This window comes from Spirosoma sp. 48-14, from assembly GCF_001898575.1.
In the GTDB taxonomy this organism is placed as follows: domain Bacteria; phylum Bacteroidota; class Bacteroidia; order Cytophagales; family Spirosomataceae; genus Spirosoma.
The window spans coordinates 180317-201735 of the sequence record NZ_MKUD01000058.1; the positions used below are offsets into that span (position 1 = coordinate 180317).

Consider the following 21419-nt stretch of genomic DNA (forward strand, 5'->3'; position numbering starts at 1 on the left):
GGCTTTTTTTGTCTATGCTTTCCCAGACAGTTTAGAGGTAGTTGTTACCCGGTAATACGAGGGTGAACCGAGTGCCACTCTCCGCCGAACTCTCCACCCTGAGCTGTCCTCGATTTCGATGCGTAAACTCACTCACTAGAATTAATCCTAAACCCCGATTGGATTCACTCAACTGACCATCCTTAGGATGCGCCAATACCGACCGTACCGACGATAACTGGGCGGAGCTCATTCCGGGTCCCGAATCCCATACCTCAATACTGACCTTGGAGGACTCCTGAATAGTAGCCTCAATCGTGAGTCGACCCGGTTGCCGATCTATGGCCTTAAGCGCATTGGCCACCAGGTTCCGTAAAATTAACTCCAGCGCATCGGGGTCGGCATACACCTGAAGGCGGTCGGAGCAACGCACAGTAAAGACGACAGAATCTGAATAAGGCAGGCTCTCAAACAGGCTCACCACTTCCCGCAGCTTGGGCGCCAACAGTAGCAGTTGTGGTTGGTAAGGTAGCTCCTGTCGTTGGGCTAGAGCCCAGCGCAGCAGATTGTCGAGCATAAGCTGGATGCGAGCTCCGGCTTCATCAATTGCCTGAGATAGTTTTTCTATGGCCTCATAGCGCTGGTTTTTCAGGTAATAGCTCACTAGTTCGTTCATTCCCTGGAAGGCATGCATAGGTCGGCGCAGGTCGTGAGCGATGATGCTAAAGAAGCGTTCTCGAGATTTATTGAGGGCTTTCAGTTGGTTATTGGCCTGATAGAGTCGGTATAACAGAAACCCAACGATGACCAGCACAGCCGCTACAATCAGCAGCAGGAGTCGGGTTTGTTGCTGTTGTTGTTGCAGATAAAGGATTTGTTGCTGTTTGCGTTGGTCTTCATAGCGGGCTTCCAGTTCGAGCATCTTTTCGTCATTCTCGGCCAACAGAATCCGATCATTGTAATGCTGAATGCTATCAGCCAGGCGATTGGCCTCAACATAGTCACCCTTTTGCATTAACAATTGCCGGTACTTGTTATAGGTATCTTTTATGGGTATATGATGCTTAACCGGTTTAGTTTGGGTAAGCAACGTTATCACGTTCTGGCACAAGGCAATTCCCTCATCGGTTCGCCTGAGTTTATAACAATAGCCCGCTAGATTTTGCATGACGACTGTCATTTCCCAAAACTGAGCTGGTTTTAACTGCCTAAGAAGCTGTTTGCTCTGTTCATAGGCCAGTATAGCCTCGCCATGCAGATAATAACAATGGGCTTGTAGGCGACTAAACTGTACACGGGCATAGCTGCAGGAAGGATTCTTATTGATTATTTCGAAGGCTTGGTCAAGGGTTTGTTGCATGAGCCCTATTCCCTTCTCAGTCAGTATAGCCCGATCCCAGGCATACGCCAATTTGGCCACCAGGAGATCATGCGGATCGTGGTTGGTAGTTAGAATCTGATCAATTTGGTCTAAATATCCCTTGCTGACCTGCGTCTTTGAGTGGACCTTATATTGATAGTTTTTTATATTAATAAGCACTAATAAACCATAGGTGTTTAAGAGGCCCGATTGATCACCAAGCAACTGAAAAGCCTGGAGAGCCTGATTAGCGTATAAGGTCGTTTGGCCACGATAGTCCAGATAGTAATGGGCAAAGGCACGGAGATATCGATACGCTGCATCAGCCGTCTGATTGTGGTATACTTTAGTCAAGCGGCTAATCTCAGGTAGGTACTTACCAACCTTATCATGATACCCCCAACAGTACGTACGCTCTAATACAATCAGGCTCCTGAGTCGATCCAGGGATGGGGCAGGGTTTCGCACTAGCCATTGCTCCAGGCTATCGGGATTAGTAATCGGCTGTGTATCAGCAAATTCAAACGACTTCGCATTGGCAACCCCACCAATTAACCCTACAAAAACCAAAATGACTGTGAAGTAGATGGAGATTAACTCACCAATAGACTTGAATTTCATGAGCAATAGCTTTCGTCTATAGGGCAGAAGAGGACAAAACAAAAATAACCATGTAAAATATTGGTCCTGAGCGAGTCGTACAGAAAACGAACGTTCTCTTTATGACTCACCCAGAAATTGGCGAAACATAGATTCTAGGCAAATTATCAGGTAAGAACCCAGGCTAAATAATCAAAGTAAGCGTTGGTAGTTGCAACCTTTGCTAAGAGGTTAACGCGATCAATGCCCAATTACCGATCTCCGTATTTTTCATACTAGCCCCGTTTTGCCGTGTAGATCTAATTGTTTATTAGTTAACAATCGCATCCATTTAGATACAATCTCAACAACCAATTCTTATATAAAGGCTAAATTACAAAACTTCAGATTAACTGCTCGTCTAGATCAGTGTCATTGATTCTTCTAGCTAAGACAATCGTGTTTCCTTTTCGTGCCAACGACGAGCTATGTGCCTCTCTGCGGAGCTGCCCCATAGTTGTTGGCTTGGGCGAATAAATTTAGAAGTTGTTTGAGTTAGTCAACTTACAACGTTTTACCCAGGTAGGGTGAGGGTAGATTCTCAAATCTGCCCTCCGTGCTGTCTCTCAAAACCGAGTCAGACCAACCGTTCGGTTTTAAGAAACCGAACACGTCAGGTTTAAGAACCTGACGCCACGAACTCAAGCCATAAGGAAAAATGGACGACTATTTAAAGGAGGCCAGTTTACCAAAAACTGAAACTATTAAGACAAATTCTAAATAACACTTGATAAACTCATTTATTATCCATTACCTTTGCTCATTATTTTTAATTAGTCTATTTAATAATAGAATTCAATTATCATAAGCCATTGACTACCTGGATCATGAAACAAGTCTGTACAAATAGCTTTCTTCAGTTGTACTTGCTGATCTTATTAAACTCATCTGTAGTCTGGGCGCAGAACCATACGATCAAAGGCACTGTCCTACTGGCCGACGGTACGCCGGGCGCATTGGCTACTATTCAGGCTATTGGCACCCCTAAAGGCACGACAACCGACGAAAAAGGACATTTTATCTTATCAGAACTCGCTCCGGGAAATTATCATCTTCAAATTTCAATGATAGGCTATGCAACGCTGCAACAAGCTGTTACAATAAGAGAAAAGCAGCTGGTCCAACTCACGGTTAAACTACAACCTGCTACCAGCCAACTGAATGAAGTCATCGTAACGGGACAATACGAACCCCAGTCACTGAAAAAATCGGTTTACAACGTCCGGGTTATTGATAGTGAACGTATTCGCTTACGGGCTGCCGTGAACGTAATGGGCGTCCTGAATAATGAACTGGGCTTCCGATTTTCCAACGACCTTACCTTGGGCACTACCGATGTGCAACTGATGGGCATGTCGGGGCGCAATGTCAAAATTCTACTGGATGGGCTGCCAATGGTCGACCGGGGCGATACACGGGAAAGCCTAAACCAGATCGACATCAACAGCATCGAGCGAATCGAAATTGTCGAAGGCCCCATGTCGGTTTCGTATGGCTCCGATGCGCTGGCGGGGGTTGTCAATATTATCACTAAAAAACCAGGACATGAACAACTGAGCGTTACTGCACGCATTCAGGAAGAGACAGTCGGTAAAGAGTATAACGTACTCACCAACCAGGGATTACACATCCAGAATGCTGGAATTACCTGGCAAAAGAAAGGCTGGAATGCATCAGCCGGAGTCACCAACAATACGTTTGGTGGCTGGCAGGGCCAATCGGAAGGCCGGGTAAAAGACTGGCTACCCAAAGATCAACTGTTTGGGCATGGAAAAATTGGTTATCGTACCGAAAGCCTCAACGTCTATTACCGACTGGATGCGCTTAAAGAAGACTTGCTGAGCCAGGGTGCCGAAAATAGCAACACCCATCAGGCTCGCGACCAGAAATACATCACCAATCGATATGTTCATCAACTACAGAGCGACTGGAAAGCAAGTGAACGGCTTCAGTTTAACGGGCAAGCTTCGCTTACGGATTATCAGCGCCGTACCCAAACGACGATTCTGGATGTAACGACCAATCGACGCACGCTTTCATTAGGCCAGGGCGAGCAGGATATTGCCACGTTTACCAGTCAAACGTACCGGGCAACGGCTACCTATAAGGTTTCACCAGCCGTTTCGCTACAACCTGGGATCGATATAAATCGGGATGCCGCTTCAGGCGACCGAATTTTGGGTTCACCCAGCATTAGCGATTATGCATTTTTTGTTTCCTCAACCCTTAGTCCAACCACACGCATCAGCATCCGTCCGGGATTGCGTTTCATCAAAAACTCGGTCTATAATGCTCCACCCGTCATACCTTCCCTAAACACCAAATTTGCCCTTACCCCCACGCTGGATTTGCGTTTAGCCTATGCAAGGGGGTTTCGTTCACCCGCTCTCCGAGAATTGTATTTTAATTTCTTCGACGCCAGCCACTCCATCCGGGGAAACCCAAATCTGAAAGCCGAAAACTCGAACAGTTTCAATGGATCTCTGGTCTGGCAGGCAATGCCGAAAGCCAAATCGACACTGGGCTTTTTTTATAACGATTTCAACAACCTGATCACCTACGGCATCGACCCCAGCGATCCACGCATTACGACAAACATCAATATTGACCGATTCAAAACAACGGGCGTTACGCTGGAAAACGTCTTTTCGTGGAAGGCACTTCAGGCAACAGTGGGTTTTTCATACATCGGTCGATATAACAACCTACTCACCAGCACAGACACTACAACCTATGCAGAAGGTAAGTTACCCACGTTCATCTGGTCGCCGGAAGCCAATACGAACCTGACCTATACACTGAAAAAACTCGATACGAAAGTCAGCCTTTTCTATAAATACACGGGCAAACGACCTAGCTACTTAGCAACCGCCACTGCCGACGGTCAGGTTTCGGCAGTATTGACCGAAATAGCCGCTTTCCACTGGGCCGACCTTACCCTGACCAAGCCCATTACCAGCTACTTAACACTAACTACAGGGGCTAAAAACCTCTTCAACATTACCCGTCTGGCGAATACCTCAACCGACACGGGTGGTGCCCATAGTTCGGGCGGGCCATCCCCTGTCAGCTACGGACGTTCCTACTTCCTGGGCCTTAATTTTCAATGGTCTAAAAACTAATCAACGACTGGCTACCCCTAACCCATAACACGCTATCAATCAAGCACAACACAAGTCTACCAAACAGTTTACATCCCATGAAAAAAATTCTCGGCGTCGCATTCCTTATAACGGTTAGTACCTTAAATGCCTGTAAAGAAAGCGACCCTCCCCTACCCGACAATCTGGTGCAGTTCGAAAGTACAGAACAAGGTATGGATGCTGCTACCCAATCGTCAACCATTAAGCTGAAGCTATCACGGGCGGTCGATGCAGCTACTCCCATAACCGTTCAGGTAACCCCCACTGGCATCACCTATGGCACTCAGTTTACGACCACCCCGGCCATCACCAACAATACCCTTTCGTTGACTGTACCAGCCGGAAGCAGCGAAACCTCGTTTACACTTACTAAAGCCAATTCAATTTTTCTGAGCGGTACGGAAACCATCGATTTTACCATTGCTTCGGCTGGTAGCCCGGTTTTGGTCGGAACGACAAAAGCCCTCAGGGTCAAATTCACATCCATTATCTCGACAGGCACTACACTGACACTTGATGGCGGTACGGGTGGCTCCAGCGCCGTCAACTCCGTGTTTGTGGATTTAAGCAACAATGCGGCAACTTCCGTCCGGCGGGATAGCTGGGATTTGGGTTTCTATTCGGGTACCGATTTCCGCGTAATTCTGAACAATACGACCGGAGCAGCCGCTGTTGCCCTGGCTAAAAATGACCTGACCCAGGTAACGGCTGCCGACACGGTTGGCCTATCCTTGAGTATCGGCAATTTTGATCCGGCTGGTTTAAAATGGGTTGATGATGTATCAGGCGATCTTACCAAAACGGTTATCGCCAGCATTTCGGCTACCGATGCCGATAACAAAGTGTATATCATCAATCGGGGCACCAGCGGGTCAACGCCTGCCAAAGGCTGGGTGAAAGTTCGGATACTTCGCAACGGGACAACAGGTTATACGCTCCAATACGCAGGGATCAAAGAGACAACTTTCAAGACCGTTTCAATCCCGAAAAACGATGCCTACAATTTCAACTACCTCTCCTTTACCTCAGGTACTTTAGTCGATGTTGAGCCAGCGAAAGCCCGTTGGGATATTGAATGGAGTGGTGGAGTTTACAAAACCAGCGATGGTACCAATGACATCCCCTACTACTTTGCCGATCAGGTCTATATCAATGTATTGGGTGGTGTTACGGCGGCTGAGATCCTTACCTCTACGGTCTCATATGATGCCTACGCTGAAAGCAACATTGCCACCACTACATTCAAGAATGACAAATATGTGATTGGCTCAAACTGGCGCGTAGCGAGCCAGTCCTCAACGGGAGTTCGAACGGATCGATTCTATGTAGTGAAGGACGCTACAGGCAACGTCTACAAGCTCAAGTTTATCAGCTTCGCTTCGCAGGATGGTGGCGAACGCGGCAAGCCAAAATTCGAATTCAAGCTGGTTAAGAAAGTCTCTTAAGTCTCTGGCAACGTTGGCACTAAGTCGACGTGACCGTTTCCTTTTACCACAATCGCAATGAAAAAACTACCCTATCTCCTACTCTGCCTTGGCTGTCTGCTGGGAGTTTTGACCAGCCATCAGGCCGTATCAATGCCTGAAAGCCCCAAAGACGAACCCATCCGTATTGTTTCGCTGGATGGCACTGTCAGTGAAATTCTGTGCGATCTGGGTCTACAGGTGTATCTGGTTGGTGTTGATGTAACCAGCACGTATCCCGAATCCCTACAAAAACTCCCGAAAGTCGGCCATAACCGGAACATATCGGCCGAAGGGGTTATCTCGCTAAAACCAACTCTTGTCCTGACGTCGCAAAATGCAGGTACTAAACCCGAAGTGATCGATCAGATCAGATCGGCAGGCATAAAGGTGATTGCATTTGGACAGGACTATAGCATTGCCGGATCGAAAAAACTGATTCAGGACGTAGCCAATACCTGTCAGGTTGCTTCGCGTGCCAAAGCCCTGATTAAAAAACTCGATGCCGATCTGGCGCAGGTCAAAAAAGCGGCTGGCAAGCCAAAAGTTCTGTTCATTTATGCACGGGGAACGGGCACCATGATGGTATCGGGCCGAGGTACACAGGTCGACAAAATGATTGAATTAGCCGGAGGGACCAATGCAGCCTCCGACTTCGAGAATTACAAGCCCCTTACAGCCGAAGCCCTCGTTACGGCCAACCCTGATGTCATTCTGCTGTTCGACACTGGCCTTGAAAGTCTGGGTGGCGCATCCGGCTTGCAAAAAGTGCAGGGTATTGCCCAGACGAATGCGGGTAAGACCGGGCAAATCGTCACCATAGATGGGCACTTACTGAGTGGCTTTTCACCTCGTTTAGGCAAAGCACTACAGGAATTAGCCCAGAAAATCAGTCAAAAACCTAAGGCCTAAACCGATGGATACCCTCGCCGTGGTTCGTAATCCTTCGTTGAAAACAGTGTCCTCGCCCTCGTCGATAAAACGATCCGTTAACCCCTGGCTGATGCCAGCCTTACTTGCTGGGCTAGTGGCAACCGTCGTTTTTTCGATAGGAATTGGTGCTGTACGCGTGTCGTCTTACGAAATCGGGTTAATTATAGCCCGGTCATTCGGCTACACCGTTGCTGTTGATCCGACGAAGGAAGCCATTCTTTTAGCCATCCGCTTGCCACGCGTTTGTCTGGCTGTACTGATTGGCGCAGGCCTGGCCATTTCAGGCGCTGCCATTCAGGGGCTTTTTCGAAATCCGCTGGCCGATCCAGGCCTGATTGGCATTTCATCAGGAGCATCGCTGGCGGCTGTTACGATGATCGTGCTTGAAGTGAGTTTTTTCCAGAAGCTGAGTGGTATGCTGGGGCTGTATGCCTTATCGGTGGTAGCCTTTTCAGGCGCCTGCGTGACCGCCTTTCTGGTGTACCGAATTGCGCGAATAGCCGGGAAAGATATCATTACAACCATGCTACTCACGGGTATTGCGATCAATGCGTTATCGGGTGCATTGACGGGTATTATGACCTATCTGGCTACGGATGAGCAACTTCGCAATATCACCTTCTGGAGCCTGGGCAGTCTGGGCGGTGCTAGCTGGACATCGGTTCTGGCCATTTTACCCTTTACGATTATTGCGCTGGTTGGCATTCCCCGCCTGGGCAAATCCTTAAATCTGCTGGCGCTGGGCGAAAGCCAGGCGAGTATGCTGGGTGTGAATCTAAAACTTGTCAAACGGCAGGTCATTCTTTTCTCAACGCTGGCCGTCGGCACCTCAGTAGCTGTTGCGGGCATCATTGGATTCGTCGGGCTGGTAGTTCCCCACCTGATTCGGATGGGGGCCGGTTCCGACCATCGACGTGTCTTGACCGGCTCTGCGCTGGGTGGCGCCATTATCCTGACACTGGCCGATTCTCTTTCCCGAACCCTGGTGGCACCCGCCGAACTGCCAATTGGCATTCTGACAGCTCTAGTCGGAACGCCTGTTTTCTTATGGATTTTAGTTCGTGAACGACGTCGCACGCTTGCCTAAATCGCCAAACTATGCTGGAAGTCAGAAATATTTCCTACCAGATTCGGGGTCAAAAACTCCTTAACAACGTTTCGTTTCAGGCAAAACCGGGCGAGTTATTGGCTATCGTAGGGGCGAACGGAGCCGGAAAGTCAACCTTGCTGAAACTGTGTACCCGAGAGATAAAGCCCTCTGGCGGAACCGTCAATCTTCTTGGGAAAAATCTGGAAGGCTACGCCGAAAAAGAACTTGCCTTATTTCGGGCGGTGATGCCGCAGCAAAACGCCGTCGTTTTTCCATTTCTGGTTAGTGAACTCGTGCTCATGGGCCGCTATCCCCATTTCGATTTCTACCCTTCCGAACATGATTATCAGGTTGCCGAATTAGCCCTCAAAAAAGTAGGGATGTGGGAATTTGCCTCCCGCGTCTTCAACACGCTATCCGGTGGTGAACAGCAACGGGTACAACTCGCGCGGGTACTGGCACAAATCTGGGATGCATCGGAAGGGATTTTATTTCTGGATGAACCCATCACGGGCCTCGATCTGCTTCATCAGCATCAGTTACTGGAGATTGCCCGCGAATTCACCCAAAAAGGCTTTTGTGTCGTTGTCATCCTGCACGATCTCAATCTGGCCGCTCAATATGCCGATCAGATCGTCATGCTACGAGCAGGGCATATAGAAGCTATCGGTACACCGCAGGAAGTAATTACAGTCGATACGATCCAGCGCGTGTTTAATCTGGCGGTCTGGCTCGTCAGCCATCCTGAGCTTGACTGCCCTATGATCGTTCCCCAGCAGCATCAATTTTCCGAACATAACTGACCAATTTACCCCCTCAATAGCAAATGATTACAGCACAAAGCCTGAAAGAACGCTGGGCGATCTTTAAACAGGAAAACCCCAAAACCAGAATCCGGGATGCCGCCAACCAACTGGGCGTCAGTGAAGCCGAATTAGTAGCTACGCAGGTTGGCGATACAGTCCAACGACTGGAAGGCGATTTCCGCGAACTGCTCAAAGACGTACCGACGCTCGGTTATGTTATGGCGTTGACACGTAACGATACCATCGTTCATGAGCGTAAAGGTGTTTACGAAAAGATATCGTTTAAGGATCAGACCGGCCTGGTGCTAGGTCCCGATATTGATCTGCGTTTGTTCATGTCGCACTGGCATTTTGGATTTGCTGTCAATGAAAACGATCGCAAAAGCCTGCAATTCTTCGATCAGGACGGGATGGCTGTACATAAAATTTATATGACCGACAAATCGGATAGTGCTGCCTATGAAGCGCTAGTCCAGAAATATCTTGCTACCGACCAAACCGCCCCCGTCGTTACAGTACCATACCCTGAAAAAACGAATGATGTAAACAATGCAGACATTGATATCCAGGCTTTTCAGGCAGACTGGCTGGCGATGCAGGATACACACGAGTTTTTTAGCTTGTTACGTAAACACAAACTCGAACGTGAACAAGGGCTAAAACTCGCGCCCGAAGGCCATGCCAAGCAGATTTCTGTCGATCAGCTTAAAAAGCTATTTGAAACGGCTGCTCAGCGTGAATTGCCAATTATGATTTTTGCATCAAGCCCTGGTTGTATTCAGATTCACACGGGTCCGGTAAAAAAACTGGTGAGCATGGGCCCCTGGTACAACGTGCTCGATCCTGAATTCAATATGCACCTGCGGGAAGATCAAATCAACAGCATCTGGGTAACGCGCAAACCCACGAAAGATGGTATCGTGACCGGCCTGGACCTATTCGATAAAGACGGCAACACCATTGCTTTGATTTTTGGAAAACGTAAACCCGGCGTTCCCGAAATGCGGGAATGGCAAAACGCAGTAAACGAAGCCATTGCCGCCTGACGTTTCTAAACCCCTAAAAACTCAGAAGCCCTACCTGTGAATGGTTAGGGCTTCTGAATTTATCGGATGAATCAATGCTCTTCGTGATGATGCTCATGTTCTTCTTCACCTGCCGGAGCCGGAATCTGATTTTTTAAGCCCTTGGCCCAGTCAGCCAGCAGTTTCGCATCTTCGGGGCTAACTTTGGCATCGCCGTGAATCCACAGATAAGAACCAATAGGCATTGACCCTTCCGTAACGACCTCCTCAACTTCGTCAAGTTTATGCCGAGCTCGTTTGGGTTGATAAGTAGCAAACTCTGAGAAATTTAGCTCTCGTTTCCCTTCATCAATGTGATGGCTTAACCACCAGGCTACAGGCTGAATGTTGTTGTACCAAGGATAGGTCGTATTGTTGGAATGACAGTCGTAGCAGGAACGTTTCAGTACCGTCTGCACATTGGCAGGTACGGCGTATTTAGTGGTAATGTCGTTGGGCGACATCCCTGAAGCCTGGTTCTTTTCGGGGCGGAAAAACTGGATGAGAACCAGGATCACAAGTAGGGCAATGAGAATTTTACGAACCATAGTTGTTTAGGATTACGGTTCAATATAGAAAGAAGAACTATTCCTAAATTAACTAATGATTAAATCATTCCAGCGACTGCATCAGCGCCTGTGCTTTGCGAATGTTGGCGTTCTGCCGATCAGTTTCGATCAGGCCGTCACGAAGGCGGATAATCCGGTGGGCATATTCGGCAATATCCTCTTCGTGCGTTACCATAATCACAGTATTGCCTTTGCTGTGAATCTGGTCGAAGAGGTCCATAATCTCGTACGATGTTTTGGTATCGAGGTTTCCCGTCGGTTCATCAGCCAGCAAAATACTGGGGTCGTTGACCAGTGCCCGCGCCACCGCCACCCGTTGCCGCTGACCGCCCGATAGCTCATTGGGGCGGTGCCCAGCCCGGTTTTCGAGCCCAACATTTTTTAGAGCCAGCATGGCTTTCTCGATACGGTCAGCTTTGCTATAACCCGCATAGATAAGTGGAAGCGCTACGTTTTCGAGGGAGGTTTGTCGGGGAAGCAGATTGAACGTCTGGAACACGAAGCCGATTTCTTTATTCCGAACTTCGGCCAGTTCGTTTTCACCCATACGACTTACATCCTGGTTATTCAGAATATACTGCCCCGACGTTGGTGTGTCCAGACAGCCTACAATATTCATCAGTGTCGATTTACCAGAGCCGGAAGGCCCCATAAATGCAACATACTCCCCTTTCTGAATACTAATGGTAATGGATTTGAGTGCTTCGATCACTTCGGTACCCATTACGTATCGTTTGGCAATATTGTGGGTTTCAATAATATTCATAGAATCCTGATCTGAGCGAACTGAACACTGTCGTTTGGCTTACTAGCAAAGCTACCTTATTGTAGGAATTTTTGACGGCTGTTTTCGATTGACGCCAGTTTTTCCTGATAAGTCCGCAGAAATGCCTGATAATCGGTAGGGTTGGCCGCAGTCCGTAGTTTCTCCAGACCATTTCTGGCATAATCGAACAGGCTCATATCCAGGCAAAGCGATACATACGTTTTGAGAAGTTCGGCATTGTCTTCGTTGTAAGGCAACGCCGTCAACACCAGGCTATAGGCCTGCCTGGTCTGCTTTTGCTGTTGTTCAAACTGAGCAAACGTAGTTGCCATTCGCGCGTTTAGCGGAGCCAGTTGTATCGCCTGTCGATACGCTTTGCGGGCCTTGGCAGGCTGTCGCGTACGTTCGTAGGTCTGTCCCAGCCAGTAAAAACGCTCGGCCTGATAATCGGGCAAAATGGGTTGTTTCGCCATGATTTCAGCTGCGCCCACGCTCCGTCGGAAAGCCGCCAGCCGAATAGCTGTTACCGTACGCAACGACAAGGCAATCGGACTAACTTTGGATGAATCAGGTATTCCGGCCAATACCAATTGAGCATTTCGCCATTGCAACTGATCAAGAAAATCGTTCGCAAGGGCAACCCCAGCCACCGATTTTAAACTTGGGTCCTGAATGGTTTCCCAATATGCCCCGCGATTGGGATCATCAAGCCGATAGGTAGCATAAAACGCTTTTTCAAGATCGTTTTCGGGTTTGCGTTCCTGATAATATACCTGCTTGATTGCCTGCACAGCCGGGTCGCCATGCGCTGCCGTTTCCCAAAGTGACTGCGCCAACACCGGGTCATTCGCTTTAGTCAACGCAATAGCTCGGTAATAAATAGAAGTCGTATCGGAATTATAACCAAGGATATCAGCCGCCCGGCGATACAGCCCCTGCTCCATCATCCAAAGGCCTGCAATAGCCCGGTAAGAAGATCCATTTTGCTGATCACCCTCGGCCAATTGAGTCATCAGCCCGAAAGCTGCCGGATGATCATGTCGTTTGTATTCCGCTACAGCAAGCGCCAATAGAATCTCATCTGTAAAATCCTGATTGGCAGGCTGTGTCGACAGTTGCTGCATGGTTTTGGTCAAGCCAGCATCCGTCTGTCTGGTAGCCAGCGTATAATTGAACAAGCTGGCAAATCGCCCGATACTCAGACCTTGACCTGCTGGTTTGTCGGCTAACCAGTCAGGTCGTTTCGGTTGAGCTGTGTCGGTCTGAGCCACGAGCCGGAGGGCCAGCACATTGGCCTGATACGACTCATAAGACGATTCCTTCACCTGTTTGGCCAGCGTAGAATCGGCCCGAAGCACATTAGGATTTCGCGCATACAAGGCCAGCAGATTCGACTCAGGCACCTCAGTCTGATCGGCATGGTTTGCAGCTGCTGTGAAGTAATAATAGGCTGAATCGGCTACGCTGGTGCGGGCATAGAGATACCCCAGATTATTCTGCAACTCACCACTTTTCGGAAACGCCCGGATGCCCCGTTGCAGGCTTTTAACGGCTTCGAAGAATAAATTGGTCTGTAAATACGTCTGACTCAATCCAGCATAAGCCTGCGGGCTGGGCTGTTTGAGTAATGCCTGCTGGAAATAGAAAGCGGCTGCGGTCTGGTTATTCGTTGCCAGGGCCTGCGTAGCCAGCGAATAATTGGATTTATGGTTTTGGAACTCCTGTTCAAGCGCTAACTGGTAAAAGGCACTGGCCGACGCCGATTCACCACTAGCCGTATAATAATCCCCCAGGCCATTATAGTAGCCCGCCACTCCCTGCCGAAACGTAATCAGGCCACCCGATGCCAGCAGAACCGCAAAGACGACGACGCCGACAATCCGAAACAGACTAAGTTCCAGCCGTTTGGGTTTGTATAGAATGCGATATACCGCCAGATTCTGCTGGTAAATGGGCCAGAAATTGATGACAACATAGGCCAGAAAAACAAGCCCCATCGCTAAATGGGTATATACAATGACATCCTCAAACAACTCAACAACAGGGTCATTGGCTGTAGCAAACGCATACGCCATGGTAAGCGTAGTTAGCATGGCCAATCCTACATACAGAAAGGCCCCAGAATCACGAAAGGACACCACATCCTGCTGCTCAATCATCCGGCGAAAGCCCCAAATGCCAGTGACTAGCGTAATAAGATACAACAGAAAAGGGCTGATTGCCAGCACATCCCAATCAATAGACCGGGTATTCTTAAGCCAGATTAGTGCCAGATTAATCAGGTACAAAAAGCTGATAACAAGCAGGTTGTTGATACCCAATGCCCGTTTTGAACTTCCGGCGGTGCTCCCTTCTTCAGCCCGTCCAACGGAGGTTAGCCAAACCAGGCCTGCAATTATTTCGGCCGCCATGAAGAAGATAAAGCCAACACTACACGTAAGCAATACGGGCATCCCGTAGCTTACAATCAATAGGCCCGGAAACTTCACCGGCGACACAACTGCCAAACCGGCCGCTACCAAAATCGTCAGCAGGCCAAACGCAGCCATACGTATCAGAATCGGGAAATCGGAGCGAAAAGCGTGGAAATAATAGCTTACCGATCCAAACAAAAAAGCCAGCAGTAAAAAAATGTAATTACCACCCAGCCCTGGTACTTCGAGCATTTCCCAGCGAAAAAAGGCCAGGCCCAGAATCAGGATACCCATACTGATCAGATACCGAATCCGGTCGAAATGGGTAACCGCACTCATCACCAGCACAAAAGCGACACAGATACCTACCAGAAAAGCAGTAGCCGTCTCGGGTCGTATTTGCATGGCTCCTGCTAAAAATTGCTCCGAAACAGCGTAGGCTTTCCCATTCACGGCATAATCGAGCAGGCCATCGGAGAAGTTATAAAAGGTAACAGGTACGTCGGCCAACTCGCTGAGGACATCCCAATGAACAGCATTGCCCAACCCACGTATCCAGGCAATGACAAATAGGAACAGGCTGATAATGAATAAGCTGATACTAACTAGATAGGCAAATCGGTAGGACCGATTCCAGTCTTTCCAGAAAAATAAAGATGACATGCCCAAGTAACGCACGTAACAGCGTGTTAGTGCCTATGTAACATAGACATCCTGTCCGCAAAGAAAGTCTGAACCGTATCGTCATGCGGACAGGATATACACCACCGTGTTACGCCCTACCTGTCATTCGAGTAAGTTCCAGCAATTTCTGGGCTACTTTGTCTGTCAGTTGACCGGGTTGTAAGCGCCATTGCCAGCTTCGACCACCCAGCCCCGGCGTATTCATCCGGTTCGATTCGTCCAGATTTAAAATATCCTGCACTGGAATTATCGCTAATCGGGCAACCGACTGCATCGTCAGACGGCAAATTTGATCGACAACATTTTTTTCCGTCACCTTCATGCCCAGGTAGTTATTGATCCGCTGCCGTTGCTCATTATCCGCTTCCCGAAACCAGCCCAGTGTGGTATTATTGTCGTGCGTTCCCGAATAGACCACAAAGTTTTCGGTATGGTTATGTACAATATGGGTTGCGGTAGGCATATCTTTTCCAAAACCGAACTGAAGCACCCGCATTCCCGGAATGCCATAATGCCGCAAATAGGGCTGTATTTCGGCGGCCTTATCGCCTAAATCCTCAGCAATGATAGGTAGGTTTACAAATTGCCGATACATAGCCTTCATAAACGGTTCAATGGGAGCCTTAACCCATTGACCAACTTTGGCCGTAGGCTCGTGTGCTGGAATTTCCCAATATTCGGCAAAGCCTAAAAAATGGTCGAGCCGCGTCAGGCTATACAGCGACATCTGATGCCGGAGCCGGTGCATCCACCAGTCAAATCCGGTTCGCTCGTGCTCGGCCCAGTCATAAATTGGATTGCCCCAACGCTGGCCGTATTCGCTGAAATAGTCTGGGGGGGCACCTGCAACAAACAAGGGCTGAAAGTTTTCATCCAGTTTGAACAGACCCGGATTAGCCCACACATCGACGCTATTGAATTGAACATAAATAGGAATATCGCCGATCAGATGAATTTTCTTATCGAAGCAATACGCCATCAGTTCATTCCATTGACGCTGAAAAAAATACTGCAGCACCTTATTGGCCTCGATTCGCTCATGCAATAAGTTGGTCTGACGCGCTATCTCCTTAGGGTCACGCCGGACCAGTTCAACAGGCCACCGAATCCAGCTGGGTTCATTTATTTCCTCCTGTAAGGCCGAAAACAGGGCATAGTCGTCCAGCCAGCGCGCATTCCATCCGCAAAAACGATCGTAATCGCTACGTTGTGCCGGACTGGCCTCGTTCAGAAACGTTTGAGCCGCCTGATACAGCAGGGGGCGTTTTTTGATCCAGGCTGCATGCATCGCATTGGGGGCCATGACGAGCGGCCCTGCCAGAATAGCCGAATTTGTCCGATCTGTAGTAGATGGCTCAGAGATGGTTACATCCTGAACAGGCTGTTCGTTGAATATGGCCAGATCATCACGGCTAAGCAGCTTTTCGTCAGCCAGTTTTTCCAGACTGATCATCAGTATATTGCCAGCAAAGGCCGATGGGCTGCTATAGGGCGAAAAACCAGCCCCTGGGTCGACAGGAGCCAGGGGTAAAATTTGCCAGTAGGTTTGTCCGGCAGCTTCCAGAAAATCGGCAAAACGGTAGGCTTCAGGTCCTAAATCCCCGATACCATGAGCCGAAGGCAATGATGTAATATGAAGTAATAAACCGCTTGAGCGTTGTTGAAGCATGTACGTTGAGTTGATAGTAGTCAGTAGTGAGAAGCGAGCGATAAGCGGATGAGAATGGGCAGGGTGCGTAGGTAATACTACCGGATGGATTCTCGCTCCTTGCTACTCGCTCCTAACTTCTAACTTCTGTTGGCTTGTTTTTGTACAAATCGGCTTGCGTTAATTTTTGTTTATATTTTTTCGTAAAAAGCTTATTGCCAATAACCTTTCCTAACAAATCATTCCGAAAATGAGTGACATGGTTCTTGACCTTACGCGGTTTTTCTCCTACTTTTGCAGTCCCAAACAAAGGGCAACTTTTCAATAAAGCAATACCACATACAAATGAGTAAGGCAACGGTAGTCAATACAGGTAAGATTACGCAAATAATCGGGCCGGTTGTGGACGTGAGTTTCGAAGGTGAAGGCACCCGGATTCCCGCCATTCTGGACGCTCTCAAAGTAACGAAAACCAATGGGCAAGAGGTAATTCTGGAAGTTCAGCAGCACCTCGGCGAAGACCGCGTTCGGGCTATCGCTATGGACTCAACCGACGGCTTATACCGTGGCTTAGATGTAATTGACCTGGGTACTCAAATCACCATGCCCGCCGGTGACGGTATCCGTGGACGGCTGTTCAACGTAGTAGGTGAAGCCATCGACGGTATCCCACAACCTCAGTCGAAAGGCGCTGGTCTGCCTATTCACCGGGGCGCTCCTAAATTTGAGGATCTGGCGACATCGACCGAAGTCCTCTTTACGGGTATCAAAGTGATCGACCTGCTTGAGCCTTATGCGAAAGGCGGTAAGATCGGTCTGTTCGGTGGTGCCGGTGTAGGTAAAACCGTATTGATTCAGGAATTGATTAACAATATCGCGAAAGCATACTCAGGTCTGTCGGTATTTGCCGGTGTGGGTGAGCGTACCCGCGAAGGAAATGACCTGCTGCGTGAAATGATTGAAGCCGGTATCATCAAATACGGTGAGGCTTTCAAACATTCCATGGAAGAAGGTGGCTGGGACCTGACTAAAGTAGATACAGAAGAACTGACCAAAAGCCAGGCTACTTTCGTATTCGGTCAGATGAACGAACCACCAGGAGCCCGTGCACGGGTTGCTCTGTCGGGTCTGACCATTGCCGAACACTTCCGCGATGGCGATGGTGAAGGCGCTGGCCGTGACATTCTGTTCTTCGTTGACAACATTTTCCGGTTTACTCAGGCAGGTTCGGAAGTATCGGCTCTGCTTGGCCGGATGCCATCAGCCGTAGGATATCAGCCAACGCTGGCTACCGAAATGGGTGTGATGCAGGAGCGTATCACCTCGACCAAACGGGGTTCGATCACGTCGGTACAGGCCGTTTATGTACCTGCCGATGACTTGACTGACCCAGCGCCAGCTACCACTTTTGCTCACCTGGATGCAACCACCGTATTGAGCCGTAAAATCTCCGAGCTGGGTATCTATCCTGCCGTTGACCCTCTCGACTCAACTTCCCGGATTCTGACCGCCGATATTCTTGGCGACGAGCACTACAACACCGCTCAGCGTGTGAAGCAGATTCTGCAACGCTACAAAGAATTGCAGGACATCATCGCCATCCTGGGTCTGGAAGAACTTTCGGAAGAAGATAAACTGGTTGTTGCCCGCGCTCGTCGTGTACAACGCTTCCTGTCGCAACCGTTCTTCGTAGCTGAACAGTTCACCGGCCTGAAAGGGGTACTGGTTCCAATTGAAGATACCATCAAAGGTTTCAATGAAATCATTGATGGCAAATGGGATCACCTGCCTGAAGCAGCGTTCAACCTTGTCGGTACCATTGAAGATGCGGTAGCGAAAGGCGAACGAATCATGCGGGAAGCTGGTCAGTAACCACAAATATAATGGTTCGAGCCTACAGTTAATTTAATGGTTAATTAACCGTAGGCTCGAAACGAAAACCTGTTCCTCAAGTCTAATAGTTGCAATCAAACTACATTCTTGATTATGAAAACGATTCGATTGAGCGCAGGTATCGTTCTACTGCCATTGACCCTCTTAACAGTCCAGGTAGCATCGGCTAACGATGGAACACCCGTTGCCAAAACGACCTCTGTTATTCTGGTACAGGACAATGCTGTATTAGCTCATCTGGACAATGCAGTTGCCTCACTTACCAAAGGCGATAAATCAGCTACGACTCAGGAATTACAGGCTGGCATTACCGGGCTGGAATCCCAGGCACAAGCACAGCCGACCTCGTTCAAGGATAAGCTACTGGCTCAGGCAAGCAAATTAAAAGCCTTGCTTCCACTGATTCCGACAGGCGCTTTAGGCAATGGTGTGTTGAGTAAAGCCGTCAGTTTAGCTAAACTTGCGTCGGGAGGCAGTCAGCTTGAAGGCATTTTAGCCGCTGGCTCATTGCTCGGCAAAGGTAGTCAGCTAACCAGTAGTTTGTCGGGCATTGGCGGTGCTTTGTCGGCATTAGGCGGTAGCACCCAATCCTCTGGTCAGTCACTGGTATCCACAGCACTGGCAACGGTTGGCAAGCTCGATCAGGGAGGGCTGGTGGCCAAAGCCGCTGAACCTGCCGCCAAGACCCAGGTAAGCAGCGTATTGAATTTCGTAAAAGGAGTCTTATAACTTAATGAATAATGGATAATGTAAAATGAAGAGCTTCACTAGCTACCTGTTTTATCCATTGCTCATTAACCATTATACATTATCATGACATTAGATATCATCACTCCCGACCGTAAGGTCTTTTCTGGTGAAGCGAGTGCCGTTACGTTTCCCGGTAGCGAAGGCCAGTTTCAGGTGCTCAACAACCATGCAGCGATGGTGAGTACGCTGGATCGTGGACCAATCGTGGTACAGACCACATCCGGGCAGGAAACATTTACTGTCGATGGCGGTGTCGTTGAAGTACTTCAGAATAAAGTGCTTGTACTGGCCGAATCCATTACAGCATAAAACCCATTCTATAAGCGTGCAATAAAACCCGCTTAACCTTCATCGAAAGCGTCCTGTTTGTCATGAACGGGTCGCTTTCTTTGTGTTAGTTAATGCCTCCTGGGCTTTTTCGTTTCGCTCATTCCTGTTTTCTTTGTTAGTATTCGTAACTTCATCATGAGCTCAAAACCATTTATTGTCGGCATTACGGGCGGCAGCGCTTCTGGCAAAACCTCATTTCTAAAAGACATCTTAAATGCTTTTGAGGAAGATGAGATTTGTCTGATTTCGCAGGATAATTATTACCGCAGTCGGGATGTGATTCCGGTCGATGATCAGGGCATTCATAATTTCGATCTGCCCGAAACAATCGACCATCATCTCTATGCACAGCACATCGGCCAGTTGCATAACGGTGAGATTATAACACAGAAGGAATATACCTTCAATAATCCATCCATTATTCCTAAGATACTGACCTTCAAACCAGCACCGATTATTATTGTTGAAGGCATTTTTGTCTTCCATTTCCGCGAATTGGCCGACCAGATGGATTTAAAAATCTTCATCGACGCGAAAAACAGCATTAAACTGGAACGACGGGTAAAACGCGACGCCGAAGAACGCGGTTACGACCTCGATGATGTGATGTACCGCTGGAAGTACCACGTGAAACCAACCTATCGGCAATTCATCAAACCCTACCGCGCCGAAGCCGACATTGTTATTCCGAATAACCATCACTACAAAAAAGGCATGGAAGTAGTGATTGCTTATCTGAAAACGAAAGTGTAAGGTAGTGGCCATCCACCACCACCTTACACCTCAATCACAATTCCATCACTCTCAGGATACCCCGTACAGGTCAGTACCCAGCCATCGGCCAGATCGTGATCGGTGAGTACGTCGTTGATCGTCATGTGGACCCGTCCCGACAGGCAATGGGCTGCACAGGTCGAACAGCGCCCACCCCGGCAGCTGTAAGGCAACATAACCCCTTCGTCTAAAGCAGCCTGTAAGATCGACTTATAGGCTGGCACCTGAATTTCTATCTCTCTTCCGCGAAAACGCAGCAATACCGTTCGATCCTCCGCAACAATGGGCGGTGGAGAACTAACAACCGGCTCAACCACGAAATTTTCGCGTCGGATCTGGCTTAGCTGAAAGCCGCTGAAGATGAGCGTAAACTGCGCCATACGCATATAATCACCGGGACCGCAGATATAAAATCGGAGGGTTTCGGGATTGGAACCGCCAAGTAATGTCGGTAGCAGTCGCTCAAGCATGACATTATTCAATCGGCCACGGAGACCTACCCAATTGTCTGGCGGATTGCTCAGCAGGTGAAATATCCGAAATCGATCCGGGAATTTTTGCTGTAAATCTGCTAAGGCTTCGTTGAAAATAATTCGTCGCTCGGTCGAGTTGCTATAGAGTAGCGTTACCCGTCGGTTAGGTTCGTTATACAACGTTTGTTTCAGCAAGGCAAAGAGTGGTGTGATACCGCTGCCTGCGCCTATTAACACCAGATCACCGCTCTGATTCGAATCCAGCGTAAAACGACCAGCCGGATGCAGACTCGTCAGCACATCGCCAACCCGAAGTGTATCATGCAGATAGCGTGAGATTTCACCATTTTCTACCCGCTTAATCGTCAGTTGCAACGGTTCGCCCGGAATCGAACTCAGCGAATACGACCGACGGACTTCATGAGCATTCGTTCCTCCGTCGCGGTGAGTAAGTAGTAACGTCAGAAACTGTCCAGGCTGATACGCAACTGGACGTCCGTCCACAGATTCAAGTATATAACTTCGGGTATCGGCCGTTTCGGAAATGATACGAACGATGCGAAGTTGTAACAAATCGTCAGTCATATAGTCTTAATCCTATACGTCAAAACTAATCAAATCAGGACGATTGTTTGAAAGCC

Annotated in this window: 16 protein-coding genes; 10 read left to right on the forward strand and 6 right to left on the reverse strand. The window is 48.6% G+C overall.

Annotated elements, in window-relative coordinates:
- Positions 1 to 31 precede the first annotated feature (31 nt).
- The gene (locus tag BGO59_RS25525; RefSeq protein WP_293688315.1) at positions 32 to 1960 is read right to left on the reverse strand and encodes a HAMP domain-containing sensor histidine kinase; all 1929 of its coding nucleotides are present in this window, start codon (positions 1958 to 1960) and stop codon (positions 32 to 34) included.
- An 845-nt stretch (positions 1961 to 2805) separates the two neighbouring features.
- Here BGO59_RS25525 and BGO59_RS25530 point away from each other — a divergent pair.
- The 6 genes from BGO59_RS25530 (at position 2806) to BGO59_RS25555 (ending at position 10459) form a co-directional block, all read left to right on the forward strand.
- Positions 2806 to 5100, forward strand: a complete 2295-nt coding sequence (locus BGO59_RS25530) for a TonB-dependent receptor (RefSeq protein WP_293688318.1) — start codon at positions 2806 to 2808, stop codon at positions 5098 to 5100.
- Between the two features lie 77 nt (positions 5101 to 5177).
- Entirely contained in the window at positions 5178 to 6566 is a 1389-nt protein-coding gene (locus BGO59_RS25535; RefSeq protein WP_293688321.1) for an HmuY family protein, read from the forward strand.
- A 57-nt stretch (positions 6567 to 6623) separates the two neighbouring features.
- Positions 6624 to 7496, forward strand: a complete 873-nt coding sequence (locus tag BGO59_RS25540) for a hemin ABC transporter substrate-binding protein (RefSeq protein WP_293688324.1) — start codon at positions 6624 to 6626, stop codon at positions 7494 to 7496.
- Between the two features lie 4 nt (positions 7497 to 7500).
- Positions 7501 to 8604 carry an iron ABC transporter permease gene (locus BGO59_RS25545; protein WP_293688326.1) on the forward strand — a complete coding sequence of 368 codons (1104 nt, stop codon included), beginning with the start codon at positions 7501 to 7503 and terminating at the stop codon, positions 8602 to 8604.
- A gap of 11 nt (positions 8605 to 8615) precedes the next feature.
- A complete protein-coding gene (locus BGO59_RS25550) occupies positions 8616 to 9410 on the forward strand; it encodes a heme ABC transporter ATP-binding protein (protein WP_293688328.1) in 795 nt (264 codons plus the stop codon).
- Positions 9411 to 9433: 23 nt separating this feature from the next.
- The gene (locus BGO59_RS25555; protein WP_293688330.1) at positions 9434 to 10459 is read left to right on the forward strand and encodes a ChuX/HutX family heme-like substrate-binding protein; all 1026 of its coding nucleotides are present in this window, start codon (positions 9434 to 9436) and stop codon (positions 10457 to 10459) included.
- 71 nt (positions 10460 to 10530) lie between these two features.
- On the opposite strand, the gene BGO59_RS25560 is transcribed toward BGO59_RS25555, so the two are convergent.
- The 4 genes from BGO59_RS25560 to malQ form a co-directional block, all read right to left on the reverse strand.
- On the reverse strand, positions 10531 to 11025 hold the full coding sequence (locus tag BGO59_RS25560) for a heme-binding domain-containing protein (protein WP_293688332.1): 495 nt from the start codon (positions 11023 to 11025) through the stop codon (positions 10531 to 10533).
- 64 nt (positions 11026 to 11089) lie between these two features.
- Entirely contained in the window at positions 11090 to 11812 is a 723-nt protein-coding gene (locus tag BGO59_RS25565; RefSeq protein ID WP_293688334.1) for an ABC transporter ATP-binding protein, read from the reverse strand.
- A 56-nt stretch (positions 11813 to 11868) separates the two neighbouring features.
- The gene (locus BGO59_RS25570) at positions 11869 to 14889 is read right to left on the reverse strand and encodes a tetratricopeptide repeat protein (RefSeq protein WP_293688336.1); all 3021 of its coding nucleotides are present in this window, start codon (positions 14887 to 14889) and stop codon (positions 11869 to 11871) included.
- Positions 14890 to 14998: 109 nt separating this feature from the next.
- On the reverse strand, positions 14999 to 16579 hold the full coding sequence (malQ, locus tag BGO59_RS25575; RefSeq protein ID WP_293688338.1) for a 4-alpha-glucanotransferase: 1581 nt from the start codon (positions 16577 to 16579) through the stop codon (positions 14999 to 15001).
- 324 nt (positions 16580 to 16903) lie between these two features.
- Here malQ and atpD point away from each other — a divergent pair, with 324 nt between their 5' ends.
- The 4 genes from atpD (at position 16904) to udk (ending at position 20284) form a co-directional block, all read left to right on the forward strand.
- The gene (gene atpD / locus BGO59_RS25580; RefSeq protein WP_293688340.1) at positions 16904 to 18430 is read left to right on the forward strand and encodes a F0F1 ATP synthase subunit beta; all 1527 of its coding nucleotides are present in this window, start codon (positions 16904 to 16906) and stop codon (positions 18428 to 18430) included.
- Between the two features lie 114 nt (positions 18431 to 18544).
- Positions 18545 to 19180: a hypothetical protein gene (locus tag BGO59_RS25585; protein ID WP_293688342.1), complete on the forward strand. Its 636-nt coding sequence runs from the start codon at positions 18545 to 18547 to the stop codon at positions 19178 to 19180.
- Positions 19181 to 19264: 84 nt separating this feature from the next.
- Positions 19265 to 19510 (forward strand): ATP synthase F1 subunit epsilon, encoded by a 246-nt coding sequence (gene atpC, locus BGO59_RS25590; protein WP_293688344.1) that lies wholly within the window; start codon positions 19265 to 19267, stop codon positions 19508 to 19510.
- Between the two features lie 156 nt (positions 19511 to 19666).
- Positions 19667 to 20284 carry a uridine kinase gene (gene udk, locus BGO59_RS25595; RefSeq protein ID WP_293688346.1) on the forward strand — a complete coding sequence of 206 codons (618 nt, stop codon included), beginning with the start codon at positions 19667 to 19669 and terminating at the stop codon, positions 20282 to 20284.
- A gap of 23 nt (positions 20285 to 20307) precedes the next feature.
- Here the strand turns inward: udk and BGO59_RS25600 are convergent, their stop codons facing one another.
- Positions 20308 to 21363, reverse strand: a complete 1056-nt coding sequence (locus tag BGO59_RS25600; RefSeq protein ID WP_293688348.1) for a 2Fe-2S iron-sulfur cluster-binding protein — start codon at positions 21361 to 21363, stop codon at positions 20308 to 20310.
- Positions 21364 to 21419 lie beyond the last annotated feature (56 nt).

Excerpts from the sequence above, each read along its gene's own strand:
- BGO59_RS25525 (WP_293688315.1), bottom strand. The coding sequence starts at position 1,960 with ATGAAATTCAAGTCTATTGGTGAGTTAATCTCCATCTACTTCACAGTC.
- BGO59_RS25530 (WP_293688318.1), top strand. The coding sequence starts at position 2,806 with ATGAAACAAGTCTGTACAAATAGCTTTCTTCAGTTGTACTTGCTGATC.
- BGO59_RS25535 (WP_293688321.1), top strand. The coding sequence starts at position 5,178 with ATGAAAAAAATTCTCGGCGTCGCATTCCTTATAACGGTTAGTACCTTA.
- BGO59_RS25540 (WP_293688324.1), top strand. The coding sequence starts at position 6,624 with ATGAAAAAACTACCCTATCTCCTACTCTGCCTTGGCTGTCTGCTGGGA.
- BGO59_RS25545 (WP_293688326.1), top strand. The coding sequence starts at position 7,501 with ATGGATACCCTCGCCGTGGTTCGTAATCCTTCGTTGAAAACAGTGTCC.
- BGO59_RS25550 (WP_293688328.1), top strand. The coding sequence starts at position 8,616 with ATGCTGGAAGTCAGAAATATTTCCTACCAGATTCGGGGTCAAAAACTC.
- BGO59_RS25555 (WP_293688330.1), top strand. The coding sequence starts at position 9,434 with ATGATTACAGCACAAAGCCTGAAAGAACGCTGGGCGATCTTTAAACAG.
- BGO59_RS25560 (WP_293688332.1), bottom strand. The coding sequence starts at position 11,025 with ATGGTTCGTAAAATTCTCATTGCCCTACTTGTGATCCTGGTTCTCATC.
- BGO59_RS25565 (WP_293688334.1), bottom strand. The coding sequence starts at position 11,812 with ATGAATATTATTGAAACCCACAATATTGCCAAACGATACGTAATGGGT.
- BGO59_RS25570 (WP_293688336.1), bottom strand. The coding sequence starts at position 14,889 with ATGTCATCTTTATTTTTCTGGAAAGACTGGAATCGGTCCTACCGATTT.
- malQ (WP_293688338.1), bottom strand. The coding sequence starts at position 16,579 with ATGCTTCAACAACGCTCAAGCGGTTTATTACTTCATATTACATCATTG.
- atpD (WP_293688340.1), top strand. The coding sequence starts at position 16,904 with ATGAGTAAGGCAACGGTAGTCAATACAGGTAAGATTACGCAAATAATC.
- BGO59_RS25585 (WP_293688342.1), top strand. The coding sequence starts at position 18,545 with ATGAAAACGATTCGATTGAGCGCAGGTATCGTTCTACTGCCATTGACC.
- atpC (WP_293688344.1), top strand. The coding sequence starts at position 19,265 with ATGACATTAGATATCATCACTCCCGACCGTAAGGTCTTTTCTGGTGAA.
- udk (WP_293688346.1), top strand. The coding sequence starts at position 19,667 with ATGAGCTCAAAACCATTTATTGTCGGCATTACGGGCGGCAGCGCTTCT.
- BGO59_RS25600 (WP_293688348.1), bottom strand. The coding sequence starts at position 21,363 with ATGACTGACGATTTGTTACAACTTCGCATCGTTCGTATCATTTCCGAA.